The 14,503-nt window shown below is 64.6% G+C and carries 15 protein-coding genes; 3 read left to right on the top strand and 12 right to left on the bottom strand.

Features of this window, described 5'->3' with window-relative positions; genetic code table 11:
* Positions 1-134: 134 nt before the first annotated feature.
* Together G6R19_RS13965 and G6R19_RS13970 are read right to left on the bottom strand one after the other, a co-directional pair.
* Positions 135-1,322 carry a GDSL-type esterase/lipase family protein gene (locus G6R19_RS13965; RefSeq protein ID WP_240341890.1) on the bottom strand — a complete coding sequence of 396 codons (1,188 nt, stop codon included), beginning with the start codon at positions 1,320-1,322 and terminating at the stop codon, positions 135-137.
* Between the two features lie 249 nt (positions 1,323-1,571).
* Positions 1,572-2,501 carry an aldo/keto reductase gene (locus G6R19_RS13970; protein ID WP_163165945.1) on the bottom strand — a complete coding sequence of 310 codons (930 nt, stop codon included), beginning with the start codon at positions 2,499-2,501 and terminating at the stop codon, positions 1,572-1,574.
* 119 nt (positions 2,502-2,620) lie between these two features.
* Between G6R19_RS13970 and G6R19_RS13975 the strand changes: the two genes are divergently transcribed.
* From G6R19_RS13975 to G6R19_RS13985, 3 genes are all read left to right on the top strand, one after another.
* Positions 2,621-3,040 carry a YkvA family protein gene (locus G6R19_RS13975; protein ID WP_163165947.1) on the top strand — a complete coding sequence of 140 codons (420 nt, stop codon included), beginning with the start codon at positions 2,621-2,623 and terminating at the stop codon, positions 3,038-3,040.
* A 73-nt stretch (positions 3,041-3,113) separates the two neighbouring features.
* On the top strand, positions 3,114-3,302 hold the full coding sequence (locus tag G6R19_RS13980; RefSeq protein ID WP_163165948.1) for a hypothetical protein: 189 nt from the start codon (positions 3,114-3,116) through the stop codon (positions 3,300-3,302).
* A gap of 365 nt (positions 3,303-3,667) precedes the next feature.
* Positions 3,668-4,291, top strand: a complete 624-nt coding sequence (locus G6R19_RS13985; protein ID WP_163165950.1) for a carboxymuconolactone decarboxylase family protein — start codon at positions 3,668-3,670, stop codon at positions 4,289-4,291.
* Between the two features lie 322 nt (positions 4,292-4,613).
* Here the strand turns inward: G6R19_RS13985 and G6R19_RS13990 are convergent, their stop codons facing one another.
* From G6R19_RS13990 to G6R19_RS14030, 10 genes are all read right to left on the bottom strand, one after another.
* Entirely contained in the window at positions 4,614-4,790 is a 177-nt protein-coding gene (locus tag G6R19_RS13990) for a CsbD family protein (RefSeq protein ID WP_163165952.1), read from the bottom strand.
* Between the two features lie 126 nt (positions 4,791-4,916).
* A complete protein-coding gene (locus tag G6R19_RS20465) occupies positions 4,917-5,099 on the bottom strand; it encodes a hypothetical protein (protein WP_240341891.1) in 183 nt (60 codons plus the stop codon).
* On the bottom strand, positions 5,090-5,392 hold the full coding sequence (locus tag G6R19_RS20470) for a DUF2231 domain-containing protein (RefSeq protein ID WP_240341892.1): 303 nt from the start codon (positions 5,390-5,392) through the stop codon (positions 5,090-5,092). Before G6R19_RS20470 ends, G6R19_RS20465 begins: the two co-directional genes overlap by 10 nt.
* A 48-nt stretch (positions 5,393-5,440) precedes the next feature.
* Complete coding sequence (locus G6R19_RS14000) at positions 5,441-7,297, bottom strand: glycoside hydrolase family 15 protein (protein WP_163165954.1); 1,857 nt, start codon at positions 7,295-7,297, stop codon at positions 5,441-5,443.
* Complete coding sequence (locus G6R19_RS14005; RefSeq protein ID WP_163165956.1) at positions 7,294-7,770, bottom strand: hypothetical protein; 477 nt, start codon at positions 7,768-7,770, stop codon at positions 7,294-7,296. Before G6R19_RS14005 ends, G6R19_RS14000 begins: the two co-directional genes overlap by 4 nt.
* A 194-nt stretch (positions 7,771-7,964) precedes the next feature.
* Positions 7,965-8,951, bottom strand: a complete 987-nt coding sequence (locus G6R19_RS14010; RefSeq protein WP_163165958.1) for an aldo/keto reductase — start codon at positions 8,949-8,951, stop codon at positions 7,965-7,967.
* Positions 8,952-9,052: 101 nt separating this feature from the next.
* Positions 9,053-10,213: a glycerate kinase gene (locus G6R19_RS14015; protein ID WP_163165959.1), complete on the bottom strand. Its 1,161-nt coding sequence runs from the start codon at positions 10,211-10,213 to the stop codon at positions 9,053-9,055.
* A gap of 5 nt (positions 10,214-10,218) precedes the next feature.
* Positions 10,219-11,700 carry a C4-dicarboxylate transporter DctA gene (dctA, locus tag G6R19_RS14020; protein WP_163165961.1) on the bottom strand — a complete coding sequence of 494 codons (1,482 nt, stop codon included), beginning with the start codon at positions 11,698-11,700 and terminating at the stop codon, positions 10,219-10,221.
* 144 nt (positions 11,701-11,844) lie between these two features.
* Entirely contained in the window at positions 11,845-12,942 is a 1,098-nt protein-coding gene (locus G6R19_RS14025) for a tartrate dehydrogenase (RefSeq protein ID WP_163165962.1), read from the bottom strand.
* Between the two features lie 154 nt (positions 12,943-13,096).
* Positions 13,097-13,990, bottom strand: coding sequence for a LysR family transcriptional regulator (locus G6R19_RS14030; protein ID WP_163165964.1), 894 nt, complete (start codon positions 13,988-13,990; stop codon positions 13,097-13,099).
* Between the last annotated feature and the right edge of the window lie 513 nt (positions 13,991-14,503).

A 14,503-nucleotide genomic window follows, 5' to 3' on the forward strand; every position in this document is an offset into this window, starting at 1 on the left:
GCTCGCCGGGGGCGGTGCCGCTGGAGCCCAGGCGCCGCTGCCCGCCCCCTGGGCTCCGGCCCTGGGACAAAGGATTGAAATCCCGACGGCGGGACGCGGCTCCCAGCCGCATCCCGCCGTCGCTTCCTGCTCGGTTAGAGGCCCTGGCGTGCCAGGTCCTCCGCCACGAGCCGTGCCAGTTCAATGGCGCCGGCCCGGTTGGGGTGCAGGGCGTCGCCGGTCATGAACAGGGCCAGCGTTGCCTCCGGACCAATCTCCGTGAAGTAGGCGGACGCCAGGACGTTCAGGTCAACCAGGGGGATGCCTTCCTCTTGGGCCAGGGCAACAGTGGAGTTGCGGTACCAGCGGTTCACCGAGGAGTGGACGCCGTCCACGAAGTCCGTTGCCCGGCCCTGCGGCGTGACCAGGACGGGCGTCGCTCCGGTGGCCGCCACCTGCCGGACCATGTCCCGCATGATCTCCTTGAACTCCGCCTCGGTGGTGGCGTTCTTGGCAGCAGTGTCATTGATGCCCATCTCCAGCAGGAACAGGTCGCCCGGCTTGATGTACTGCAGGATGGCTTCCAGCTGGCCGTCGTTGCGGAAGCCGCGGGCGATCTGTCCGCCGGTTGCCATGTTCCGGATGTCGAAGGCTTCCGGGTCAACAAACTGAGGGAGCATCTGGCCCCAGCCGCCCTGCACGCTGGTCTCCAGGGGGTAGTAGCTGGCTACCGTCGAATCCCCGCCCACCCAGATGGTCGGGTCCATCTCCGGATGGCGGGACACCTTTTCGATTTCCAGTGCGCTCAGCGTGAAGGCCGTGCCAACCTTGCCTTCGGTGACCAGCAGGTTCAACTGGCCGTCAGTTACGGGAATCTCGAAGGAAGCCGTGGCACCGTTTCCGGTCAGGTTCATCTCCTGGAAGACGCCCTCGGCTGCAACGCTCGCGCGGGAGGTGTCACCGAGGGTGACGGACACCTTGTACAGGCCTTCCTTCAGGTCCACATCAAAGGTGTTGGCGCTCTTGGTCCCGAACTGCAGGAAGCGGACGGCGTCGCTCCCTGCCCCGGTTCCCTTGGCGGGAACATTGGCCATGTGCTCGGGCGTGTTGAAGCCGTAACGCTTCTCGGGGCTGTACGCGTCGATGGCGCTGACCCCGATGTAGCCCTCTTCAACCGGTCCGCTGCCGAAGTCAAAGAGGTAGTTGCTGGGCTCAGCGTGGGCGGCGGGTGCGGACACGCTGAGTCCTGCGCCGCTCACCAGCGCCGCAGCTGCCAGGCAGCAGGCAAGGGTTTTTCGAGTGGGTTTGCCGGACGTGTTGGGCAGGCTGGGACTTTCGATCACGTTCATCTCCTTCGATGACGGTGGAGCGGGGACCACGGCGTCGTGTTTCTTGTATCGATTCAAAATGTGCGCCGACGGGGCTGCTTGATTCGAACGGGGCTTGCCGGAGGGGGATGTGAAGTACCGGCGTTACAGCATTTGTAACAGCCCGTAACCAGAGCGGTCAAGACATTTTGGGAGATTCCTGTTCTGTTTTGTTCCGCAATGTATCAGGCGGAGCGCCCAAAACTGGGTTGGCGGACCGGCCCGTTAGCCGAGTTCCCCGCTTCCGGCTGAAGCAATGGGCAGGATCCTGTCCCAGAAATCCGCGGGGATGTCCGTGCCGGCCAGCTGCAGCGTTTCCTCGACGCGGTCTGGTTCGGACATGCCCACGATGGTGGAGCTGACCCGGGGGTCGCGGGTGGAGAACTGCAGGGCAGCGGCCGCCAGCGGCACGGAATATTCGGCGCAGAGCGCCTCCATCTTCCGGACCCGGTCGATGATCGCCGGACTTGCCGGGCGGTAGCAGTAGTTGGGCGCGGCGTCGGGCCCCTTCACCAGCATGCCACCGCCAAAAGGTGCGGCGTTGATGAACGCTACCCCGCGTGCCATCGCGTCCTGGATCAGGGGCTCGGCGGTCTGGTCCACCAGGGTGTAGCGGTTGTGGCTGATGACGACGTCGAACAGGTCCGTGGCCAGGTACTTCAGCTCCAGGTCAATCGGCCCGCCGGCCACGCCCAGGTGCCCGATGACGCCCTGGTCCCGCAAATCCACCAGCGCCTCCAGCGGCCCGCCCTGCCCGGTGCCTTCCTCGAAGGTGATCTTTTCCGGATCGTGCAGGTAGACCAGCTGCAGCCGGTCCATGCCGAGCCGCTCGAGGCTTTCCTCCACGGAGCGGCGGACGCGGTCCCCGGAGAAGTCGTTGGTCCCGCGGATGGGGTCCACCTTGGTGGCCACTACGAAGCCCTCGGGGAGGCCGCCGGCCTCGGCAAGGGCCTGGCCGATCCGCTTCTCGCTGTTGCCGCCGTCGCCGTACTCGTTGGAGGTGTCGATGAAGTTGAAGGGGCTTTCCAGGACGCGGCGGATGGTTGCGACGGCGGTGTCCGTCCCGCGCGGAGCAGGGTGGCTGCCCAAGGAGCTGGTGCCGACACAGATGGCTGAGACGGAGAGGCCGGTACGGCCCAGAACGCGGTAATCCATTGCTTGCTCCTCAAGGGTGGGTTTCCCGGAAAGGCTACCCCGATCTTGAGCCGGAACAACTGGAGTACGCTCGTCCAGGAGCCGGAGCCTCACCCGGCACACCACGCAGGGAGGTGCGGATGACCTGGGAGACCGTCGCCGGAATTGCGGCCGGACTGCTGCTGGCGTACGCCGTGCTGCTGATCCTTCTGTGGTGGTACGCGCGCCGCCACCCCGAGACCGTCACCATGAAGGACGCGCTGCGACTGCTGCCGGACCTGCTCCGGCTCATCAGGAGGCTGGCCGCGGACCGGAAGCTCGCAGTCGGGGTGCGGGTGCGTCTGGTGCTGCTGCTTGCCTACCTGCTCTCGCCCATTGACCTGGTGCCGGACTTCATCCCGGTAATCGGCTACGCGGACGATGCGGTCATTGTGGCCCTGGTGCTGCGGTCGGTGCTCAAGCGGGCCGGGCCTGAGGCGCTGGAAAGGCACTGGCCCGGAAGCCGGCCCGGGCTGGACGTCATCCTGAAAGCGGCGGCCCCGGTCCGCCGTCGGCCCTAAATTCTTTGGCTTTGTCCGTTCCTTTCGCGCCGGGTGCTGTTAGCGTGGAGGCCCGGCCACTGAAGGAGGAGCAATGACCATCAACTCACCAGATTCACTGCCCGACGACGAGCTGCAGGAAGGCGCCACGGCCAGCAAGGGCAAGGACGACGGCGGCGTTCCCGGCGGGGAGGACGGCGTGGGCATCGGTGCGGATGCGGAGCCGAACACCTTCGAACCGGAAGAGGACCCGGACGCAACCGATGGGCCGGAAACGGACTAAAGCCCGGCGGCTTGTTGTTGCCATCGCCGGCTCAAGGTTCACTCAAGATTCGCGGCAAATGGCCCAACCGGGCTTTCCGGTAGTTACCAGCCGGTAGATTTTTAGGTGCTTCCAACTTTTCCCCCAAAGCGGAAGCACAACGGAAGCCCCTGCGCTGGAGCTTGACTCGCGCAGGGGCTTCCCATCACACCTGCACGGGGACACGCTCGTCCTTGATGTCCGTGGTCCCAGCGTGGAAGAGACTGTCGGCGCCGGGTCATTTACAAACGCAGGGCCGAGGCCCAGAATGAGTCAAAATCATGGCCTCCATGGCTGGGAGAGGCTGCGCCGGCTGTTGCCGCAGCCAGCCAATTGGAGGAGTCCTTATGACCATCCTGAAGGTCACGCCCGAGTCTGAGGCCACCGGCGTGATAGCCGAGATTTACGACGCCGACCGCCAGTCGCTCGGCTATGTCCCCAGCCACACAAAGACCATGAGCCTGAACCCCGAGGCCTTCCTTGCCTGGGAGTCGCTTACCAAGGCCATTAGTACTTCCCTGGGGCTGCGGCGTTACGAACTCGTGACGCTGGCGGCCGCACAAGCCATCGGCTCCACCCACTGCAGGCTTGCCCACGGGAAGAAAACGCTCACGATCATCCCTGAGGAGCAGCTTCGTGCCATCGCCAGAGACTTCCACGACGCCGGCCTGCCGGAGGCTGAAGTGGCCATGATGGACTACGCGGTGAAGCTCAGCACCCACGCGGCTGCCATGACTGACAGCGATGCCCTGCGGCTGCGCGAGCTCGGCTTCAGCGACCGGGAAATCGCCGACATCACCATGGCTGCCGCCGCGCGAAACTTCTTCAGCAGGGCGCTGCTGGCTTTGAATGTTGACGTGGACGTTCCGGAAGAACTAAGTGATGAGCTGAGAAATGCGCTGTTCACGCCTCTGCCTTGGCCGCATGTTCCTGCGGTGGGCAGCGCTCCCGGTGGGCCCGCTGTCACCTAACCGCTACAAGGTGAGTGGGGCCGGCGACGGCTGGGGGAGGTGCCCGCGGTCTCAGACGGACACCAACGTCGCCGGCCCCAGCCTGGTCCCCGGCAAATTTGCCGGGAAATCTAGGGGCTGAGAGCCAGTAGCGGGATTTGCTATCCCCGCTGTTGAAAAGACTAAATGGCTTGAGCCACGTGGACACGAGTAGTCAGTACTCGTTAACGGCAAGGACTCCACTTAGGAGAAAAGTGGCCGGTGGAGTCTGGGGGAGTTGCTGGGCCCACAGCAAAAAAGGGCGCCGCTCCGGTTGGAGCGACGCCCTTCCCATGATTGGAAATCAGTCTTTCTTGAATGCGTCTTTGACTTTTTCTCCGGCCTGCTTCAGGTCGCCTTTGGCCTGGTCGCCTTGGCCTTCGGCCCTCAGGCTCTCGTCGCCCGTAGCTTCTCCGGCGGCTTCCTTGCCCTTGCCGCCTAGCTTCTCGGCTGCGTTACCGATCTTGTCGTCCAAACCCATGGTGATTCTCCCTTCGGTCGGAATCCGCCCGCATCGCGGTGACGGACTTACGCCACCATCCTAGCTCGGCGGTTTACCGCGGGATCCTAGGCTTTCTAAAGAAATCCTTGGCTCTGCGTCTTTTCGTCAGCCACCCTGACGCCGTAGTGATAGGCAAGTTTGGCCGCCGAGGTAGCCGGAGGCGCCCACGATGGCGTAGCCCGCGAGGCTGAGGATGAAGGGGACGGTACCGAACTCCTGCTTGCCGTCTCCCAGCCTGAGGAAGAAGCTGACCGTGAAAAGCGCGACGGCGGTGAGGTTCAGTGACATGTGCACCAGCCCGTCCGGTGTGCTGGTGTGCCAGGCGTGAGCGTCATGAAATCCATCAGGCCGAAGACGGCGGCGGCGAGTGCCCCGAGGATGCCGATTGCCACCAGCCACTGCGCGCCGATCAGGAAGGGCGCGTCATCGCTTCCGAGCAGGGCAGCCACGTCGAAAATGAGGCACGCCGTCCAGGCGCCAATGGGGATGGTCACCAGGGTGGGGTGGAGCGGGTGCCCGTAGGGGCCAGCCAGCGGTGTTCGGGGATGCTTTGACCGTTGGTGGGCGGTGGGGTTTTCCATCATGTGCTCCTTACTGGCGGTGCTGGTTGTTAGGGCTTGGGCAGGTTGTCAGGGCTTGGGCAGGGGATAGTCGCGAAGGGCGAGTGCGGCCTGGACCAGCGCGGAATGCGTGAGGGCCTGGGGAAAGTTGCCCAGGAGGATGCCAGAGGATGGGTCCAGCTCCTCGCTGAAGAGTCCCAGCGGTGAGCCCTTGTGCAGGAGGGCCTCGAACAGGGCGGCGGCTTCCGGGCCTTGGCCGGTCATTGCCAGGGCTTGGACGAGCCAAAAGGAGCAGGGCAGGAACGCTCCCTCGGTCCCGGCAAGGCCGTCCTGGCCGGGCGGATAACGGTAGAGCAGCGGGAATCCGGCGGACAGTTCCTTGCGGACGGCATCGATTGTTCCCGCCAGTCGGGCCGAGCCGGGTTCTTCCAGGCCTGTGAGCGGCAGGACCAGGAGGGCTGCGTCGAGGTCATGGGAGCCGTAGGTGCGGGTGTACGAATTCTTGGAAGCGTTGTAGCCCTTCGTTCGCACCTGGGCCGCGATCTGGCTCCGGGCGGATTCCCAGCGGAGCCGGCGCCGTGTGCTGAGCCGGTGCGTAGCCGCGATGCGAAGGGCCCGGTCCAGCGCGAGCCAGGCCAGGACTTTGGAATGGACGTGCTGGGCTGCGTCGCCGCGGATCTCCCAAATGCCGGCGTCGGGTTCCTGCCAGTTGGCGGCGACCAGATCGGCGAATCCGCGCATGGCCCGCCAAGTTTCGGACGTCAGCCTCCGGCCGCTGTCCACGAATGCCCAGGCGGCGTCCAGGACCCAGCCGTAGCCATCGAGCTGGTGCTGGCCCGCCGCGAGGTTGCCGGTCCGCACCGGGCTGCTTCCGGCATAGCCGGGCCACTCTGAGAGGTTACGTTCTGCCGGGACGTGTCCCCCGGTCAGGGTGAGAAGGGCGGGAAGGTGCGGCCGTTCAAGGCGGCTGGCATGCAGGAGCCAGCCGAGGAAGTCCTCTGCCTCCTGCGTTTTACCCGCACGGAGGAAGGCGCCGACGCCGATGCTCGCGTCGCGGGGCCAGGCGTACCTGTAGTCCCAGTTGCGGATGCCTCCCGGGTGCTCAGGCAGCGAGGTGGTGGGAGCGGCCACCGGCGCTCCCGAGGGGGAGTAGGTGAGGAGCCGAAGCGTCAGCAAGCTGCGCACCACCGCATCGCGGCAGGGGATCGCGCCGTCGATCTCCTCCGTCCAGGCCTGCCACCGCGCCTCGTCCCTGCTCACCAGGTCCCACGCTGCCCCGGGGTCCACGTGGATCAGCGGTTCACCGTAGGCCAAGGCGAGGACAAGCGTGAGGGGTTTGCCCGGAACGATGTCGAACGTCAGGGGGCGCCCGGGCTCAAGATCGAGGGTGGGACTGGTTCCCAGGGAAGTTGCCAGGGGCCCCCAATTGCAGACAAGGTCCTGGCCGCGGCGCACGCGCGGGCGCCGGTGCTGTTCGCCAAGCCGCGGGTCGAAAAGCACTGTGGCGCGGACCGGTGAGCCTTCCGCTGCAAGGTGCCGCACCAGGATGGTGGTGGGCAGCAGTTCTCCGGCCACTTCCGCGATCATGGCTTCGGTCAGCGTGAGCCTGCCGTTCCCCGCCGCCCACACCGTTTCCAGCGTGGCGGTGTTCGGGCGGTACCGGCGAAAAATGATCGGGGCAGGGACAGCCGGTCCGGCGAGGAACTGCCCGGCCTCCGGTCCTCCCAGCAAGGCACCAAAGAGGGGCTCGCCGTCGAACGCGGGAGCGCAAAGCCAGTCCACTGACCCTGCCGCGGAAACAAGCGCCGCTGTCCGCGTGTCACCGAGCAGGCCGTAGTCAGCGATGGGCGTGGGTGTGCGCTGCTCCCACAACGTGCCCGGCAGCTCCCGCTCCTGCGGGGCCGTGTCCCAATGATCAACGCTCATCGTGCCCCCAGAAGCAACCCAAGCACCGCGCCGTAAATGACATGCGCCACCACGGCAACGGCAGGGGTCTGGATGCCGTAGTTCAGCCCCAGCAGGCCCGGCGGTTCCAGTACGGCGGTGGTGGTGGGACCGGCCCTGGTGGATGCCATCCGCGGATGGACTCCGGGCAGCAGGGGAAGGATGACCGTCAGGGCCACCGCCACGTGGAGGAGCCCCAGCAGTGCACCGAGCCACCACGTTGCCTGCCCCAGGAGCGCGAAGACCGCAGCGTAACCGAGGGCGAAGGCCTGCCCGGCGCCGAGGTGGATAAAGAACCCTGCCACCCGCGCCTTGTCCGGATCGGGCGTGACGAGGGTCCCGAGCACCAGCGGCAGATCCAGCCGGGTGAGCCCGGCCATTTGGGCGGCGATCATCACGGCGGTCAGCACAGAGGTTGCCACCAGCCCGAACAGGGCCCAGCCCTGCCAGTCCATCTCAGGTCACCTGACCGTTACAGCTGAGCGCGTGGATGCACCTGTGCGTTATGCCCGGATCCCCACAGCGCATCGTGGACTCCTTCTAAAAGTAGATAACCTAACTTTAGAAGCCGCGGCGAGTTTAAACAAGGGATGTGTTTTTAGAAGGAGGGCGTGCGGGGACCCGATGTTCGCGCGCGTGGGGAACCGGCTTAGGCCGGGATCAGGCCCCGCTCCTGCAGGTCCTGCCACAGCTTCTCGGGCACCTCGGTGGACATGCGTTCGGCGCTTTCGCTGATCTGCGCCGGCCTGCTGGCGCCGACGGTGACGTTGACGACTGCTGGGTGGCGGAAGGGAAACTGGATGGCGGCGGTGGGAAGTTCAACACCATGCTCTTTGCAGATGGCTGCCAGTTTGCGGGCCCGGTCCAGGATCTCTGCAGGGGCCTGGGAGTAGTTGTAATGCGCATCGGAAGGCAACTCGGGTTTGGCCAGGATGCCGGAGTTGTAGACGCCCACGCTCACCACCCCGGTGCCCAGCTCCTGGCAACGGTCGAGCAGCCCTTCCCCGGGACGGCCGTCCGAGCCCGGCTGTTCCAACATGGTGAACCTCCCGGCCAGCATCAGGAGATCCAGGCTGGCCGCTTCCACGCACTGCAGGGCGGCCCCGGCGGTGTTGGTGCCGACGCCAATGGCCCGGACGAGGCCTTCGGCGCGGAGCTTCTCCAGGGCCGGCAGAGCCGACTTCACGGCATCTTCCATGCTGTACACGTCGGGATCATGCAGGTAGGCGATGTCGATGTAGTCCAAGCCCAGCCGTTCCAGTGACTGCTCGATGCTGCGCCGCACTCCTGCCTCGGAGGGATCCCATTCGCGCCGCAGTTCAGCGGGCACGTCAAAGCCTTCCGGATCCTTTGAGTCCCTGGTTGCGGGTGACGGGACGAGGACCCTGCCCACCTTCGTGGAGAGAATGAAGTCTTCCCGCGGTTTCCGGGTTAGGACCTCGCCGATCCGCCGCTCGGACAGGCCGAGCCCGTAATGCGGCGCTGTGTCGAAGTAGCGGATGCCGGCGTCCCAAGCCGCTTCCACCGTTGCAGCCGCCTGCTTGTCAGAAATGGCGCGGTACAGATTGCCCACTCCGGTGCCGCCAAAGCCGAGGCGGCCCAGCTGATCCCGTAACTGCCCGTTGTCCTCGTTCATAGCGCTGTTCCTCCGCTTCCTTCGGCTCACAATGGCAGGAGCCTAAGTTGGGGCGTTGGTGCTGTCAACGGAATGTGGGAGGGACGGAGTGTGGAGTTCAGCTATAGGAGGCTTGTTCCGATTTCTTTGCCTATTTTTCGGAGCAGGGTGGCGGAGAGGTAGGGGTCTTTGGCGGAGTCCTGATCGGTGTATTCGGCCAGTGTGTATACGCGGGTGAGGGCCATCTCAGCCCATCGGTCCTTGGGGAGCAGTGAGCGGCCAGCGACGGCAATGATGGGACGGGTGCCTGATCGTCGTGCAACAGCGGCGGGAAGTTTGCCTGCCAGGGTTTGTTCGTCGATGCTGCCTTCTCCAGTGATCACCACATCGCAGCTGTCCTTGCGGGTGTCGAAGTCCAGCAGGTCCAGGAAGTAGTCGGCGCCGGATACCTGTTTGGCGCCGAGCAGCAGGCAGGCGTAGCCGATGCCGCCGGCGCTTCCTGCGCCTTCATGGGCTGCCAGTGACTGCGCGTCGGCGAATCCGGCTTCTGCCATTTTGGTCACGAAGTGTCCCAGACCCTCATCAAGGAATGTGACGTCCTCGGGCGTGGCACCTTTTTGTGGGGCGAAGACCGCCGGTGCGCCGTTGGGGCCGCGGAGGGGGTTGTGGACATCGCTCGCGACGACAAGTTCGGTGTCCAGCAGTTCCGGGAGCGAGCTGCGGTGAACGGACTGGACCTGTCCCAACGCTCCTCCGCTTCCGTAGAGCTGGCGCCCTTGGGAGTCGTGGAAGCTGTAGCCCAGGGCGGTGAGCATTCCCATGCCGCCGTCGGTGCTGGCGCTGCCGCCCAGCGCCAGGACGATTCTTGCAGGGTTGAGGCTGAGGGCGTACAGGACTGCTTCGCCGAAACCGCGGCTGGAGGAGTTCAGTGCCGCCAGTTTGCCTTCGGGCAGCAGTCCGAGTCCGCAGGTGTTGGCGACCTCGACGACGGCGGTGGTGCCGTCGAAAGCGATGCTGGCCTGGACGGGTTGGCCGGTGGGGCCAGCAACTGTGTAGCTGCGGCGGGTGAAGCCGGAGGTGACGGCGGCGTCGACGCTGCCGTCACCTCCGTCCGCCAGGGGGAGGATCTCGCAGTGGACCGCTCCGGCCGTGCCTTGGACATCAGCGGCGGAGCGAAGCCCTGTGGCCAAGGCCTGCGCTACTTCGCTGGCTGTGAGGCTGCCCTTGAACTTGTCGGGGGCGATGAGGGTCCGGACGGTTTTGGGGGCGGTGGTTGTGCTCATGAGAGTCAGACGGTCTCCGAGTGGCTGGGGCGAGGGCTCGTGGGGGCAAGCTCGGCAACCAGGCCTGCGTGCCTTGGAACGGTTTCTTTGGGCCCGTGGTGTCCATACTCGGTCAGGTCCTCGTCGATGTCGACGACTTCGTCCAGATGGATGGGGTCCTCGGACGGCATGGGCTCCACGATTTCACCGGCGAAGACGCGGCGGGCGCGGTCTGCGTCCAGCGTGCGATCCCACCATGCGATAAAGAGGGTGGCGACGGCGTTGCCGGTGAAGTTCACCAGGGCGCGGCATTCGGACATGAACTTGTCAATGCCAAAGATGAGCATGATGCCCGCAGCAGGGATGGTGCCGATGGTTGTCAGGGTAGCGGTGAGGGCGATAAAACCGCCGCCTGCAACGCCTGCAGCGCCCTTGGAAGTCAGAAGCATGACGGCGAGGAGGCCCAGCTGCTCGCCCAGGGTCAGGTCCGTGTTAGTGGCCTGGGCAATGTAGAGGGCAGCCAGGGAGAGGTAGATTGCCGCGCCGTCCAGGTTGAAGCTGTAGCCGGTGGGAACAACGAGGCCCACGGTCTCCTTCTTGACACCTGCGTGTTCGAGCTTGCGCATCAGGCCCGGCAGTGCCGGTTCGGCGGTGGAGGTGCCCAAGATGAGCATGTATTCCTCTTTGAGGTGGCGGATCATCGAGAAGATGTTCAGCCTCAGGAAGGCCATGATGGAGCCGAGCACGACCACCACGAAGAGGATGGAGGTGATGTAGAACAGGGCGATGAGTCCGCCCATGCTGGTCAGGGACGAGACGCCGAACTTGCCGACGGCGTATGCCATCGCGCCGAAAGCACCAATGGGGGCGGCCTTCATGATGAAGCTGAGGATCTTGAACATGACCCCGGTGAGGCGCTGTACGCCGTCCAGGACGGGTGCGCCCACCTTGCCCATAGCGTTCAGGGCGATGCCGAAGATCACGGCGATGAAGATGATCTGGAGGATGTTGCCCTCAGCAAAGGGGGCAACCATGCTTTCCGGGATGACCTTGGTGAGGAACTGCCACCATTCCTGGTTCGCGCCGGCGTCGATTAGTTTTGCGGCGGACTCGGAAGTCTCGATGCTGTCCGCGTCGGCGTTGACGCCGTCACCCAGCCGGAAGATGTTGATGGCGACGAGGCCGAAGATCATGGCCAGGATGGTGCCGACCTGGAAGTAGGTCAGGGCCTTCAGACCCGTCATGCCCACCTTCTTGAGGTCAGCGACGCTGGCGATGCCGCCCACGATCGTGAGGAACACGATGGGACCGATAAGCATCTTCATTGCATCGACGAATGTGGTGCCGATGGGTTCCATAGCGATGCCGACACTGGGCGCGAGCCAGCCGACAAGGATACCGACGACGATGGCGGTCAGTACCCAGAAATACAGTTGGCGGTACAAGGGTGTTTTGCGGGCCGCGTTTTGTGCTGTGTGCGCGCTGCCGGCAGAGCTGGTGTGATCCATGATTCCTACCTCGTTGTGGAATGTAGCTGGAAGATGTGGTGCAAGATGGGCATGACGGAGTGGGCGGCGGCGACTTGCTGCACCGCCGCCGACTCCGGGCGGGTTTGCTGCTGCCTGCCGGGATGTCTCCCGGCTGATTCGCGGCTAGACGGCAGCCAGAGTGTTGGTCAGGGCCTTGATGATGGCCTCGGTGACGTCGTCGGTGTTGGCGTTCCCGCCGACATCGCGGGTCAGATGGCCCGAGCCGGTCGCCGTTTCGACCGCGGCTTCAACCTTGCGTGCTTCCTCGTGCAGGCCAAAGTGGTCCAGCATCAGCGCCGCGGAGGCGATGGCCCCGATGGGGTTGCTGATGCCCTGCCCAGCGATGTCCGGGGCGGAGCCGTGAACCGGTTCGAACATGGACGGGAAGCGGCGCTCCGGGTTCAGGTTGGCGCTGGCCGCCAGGCCCAGGCTGCCGGCAAGCGCCGAGCCAAGGTCCGAAAGGATGTCGGCGTTCAGGTTGGACGCCACTACCACAGACAGGTCTTCGGGCTTGAGGATGAACTTCGCGCTCATCGCATCCACGAGCACGCTTTCGGTCTGCACATCCGGGTAGTCCAATGCCACGCGGTTGAAGACTTCGTCCCACAGGACCATGCCGTACTGCTGGGCATTGGACTTAGTGACTGAAGAAACCTTCTTCACCGTGCGGGTCCGGGCGAGATCGAAGGCGAAACGCATAATGCGCTCACAGCCCTTCTCGGTGAACAGGGCGGTCTGCAGGGCCACCTCGTTGCCGGGGCCGCGGCCGCTCAGGTTCCGTCCGCCGAGGCCGGCGTACTCGCCTTCGCTGTTCTCGCGGACAACAACCCAGTCGAGCTCGGTGTTGTCGGCCTTGCGCAGCGGGGACTGGACGCCCGGGAGGAACTTCACGGGGCGGATGTTGGCCCACTGGTCGAAGTTCTGGGTGATGTTCAGGCGCAGGCCCCAGAGGCTGATGTGGTCCGGGACATTTTCCCAGCCGACCGCTCCGAAGTAGATCGCGTCGAAGTCCTTCAGCGTCTCCAGGCCGTCGTCGGCCATCATCTTGCCGGTCTCTGCGTAGTAGCCGCAGCCCCAAGGGAACTCGGTCCAGTCAAAGGCGAACTTGCCGTTGGAGTTTGCTGCCAGCGCGTCCAGGACGCGGCGGCCTGCGGAGACGACTTCCTTGCCGACGCCGTCGGCGGGGATGGATGCGATGCGGAAATTCTGGGTGGCGCTCATGTGCCTACCTCCTCGTTGAGTGCTTAGCAGTGAGCCTGTTAGCGGGGTCACACTGTTCTTCCTCTTCAAGTAGACGGCCTGCTCCTGGACGGCGTCCAAGACCAAGATTCGATAAGGCATATAGGCTCTGCCTATCGGTGCGGGTTGCGGCAGTTCAGGGCCCGGTTGAGGCGTGGAGTTCTGCTACGGCCAGGAAAGCCCGGGCAGCCGGCGTCAGATCTTCCTTCCTGCTGAGAACCGCAACGTCCAGGTGGGAGACGGGCTCGATCAGCAGGGTTCGTAGTCCTGATTTGTGGGCCAGCGGTGCCCAGGATGAGGGCATGACCGCGTGGCCCACGCCTGCCAGTACGAGGGGGAGGATGGAGGTCCGATGGGCGACTTCGACTACGATTTCGGTATTGACTCCACGTGCCAGCGCGTCGTCGACCAGCCAGCGCATAAGGGATCCCCGCTGGCTCGCAATTAGCCGGTGGCCGCCCAAATCCTCCCGTTGAATCGACGCTCCGGGGTTGAACGTGTCCGCCTTCGGGTTGACGATGAGAATCAGGGGTTGGCGTTCCAGTTGAAGGACCTGGACTCCGGGCACCCGTATGGGTGTGGGGGAGCCGGCGAGGCCGATCTCGGTGCTGCCGGTCCGGACGGATTCTATGACTTCCTCGGGTGTGAAGGCAGCACCGACGTTGAGCCGGATGGAGGGGTGCAACCGGGTGAAGCCGGCGATCATGGATGTCAGCGGTTCGATGCCGGGGGAGGGCATGGTGATGATGTCCAGCCGCCCACTCCGGACGCCCCGCAGTGCCTGGACCGCCGAGGCAGCCGCATCAAGGTCACGCATGACCAGTCTGGCGGGCCCGACGAGTTCCTTGCCCGCTTCGCTGAGGACGGCGCGGCGGCCGATGCGGTGGAACAACGGCACCCCCAGATCCTTCTCCAGGCTTGCGATGGTTTGCGAGAGCGAGGGCTGAGCGATCAACAGATGCTCTGCCGCCCGGTTGAAGCCGTCGTGATCCACCACGGCCAAAAAGTACTTCAGCTTTCGCGTATCCACAGCTGCTTCCCTACATCAATCACTAGTTCCGGTCGCGGCAGGCAGTCTGCCCTTATTGCGTCCCACTCAGAGGCCCTTTGATAGGGTGCGCCTATCGAGTGTATTGCTTCTAGGTCTTGGACGCTTTCAGCTAACGAACGCTCTAATGGGAACGACAGAGCAACCGGTTCGGAAGAAATGTTTGGGTAAGCCAGACGTCCACGCTGGCATCTAAATGAAGGTCATCACATGTGCATCTCGAATCCGCGCGCGCCCCTTGGTCTCTCCAGTTCCCTTCGCCTCGAAGTGACGAACTGGCACCAGCTGAACCCCGACGACATGATCGTGCTGTTGACCTCAGACAAACTCAACCCCGGTTCGCCGGACGCGTCGATGAGATCTCCGCTGACGGCCACTACTTATGGCTGGTCCAGACCAACGGCGCCGGCCGCCGCCTGTTCCATCATGCCGAGGGGTACACGACCCTTCTGGACTCAGTTCCCTAGCCCGTGCGGACACATGCCGGGGGTTCAC

Origin of the sequence: Arthrobacter sp. Alg241-R88, from assembly GCF_900537115.1 — a bacterium.
Taxonomy (GTDB): Bacteria; Actinomycetota; Actinomycetes; order Actinomycetales; family Micrococcaceae; genus Arthrobacter.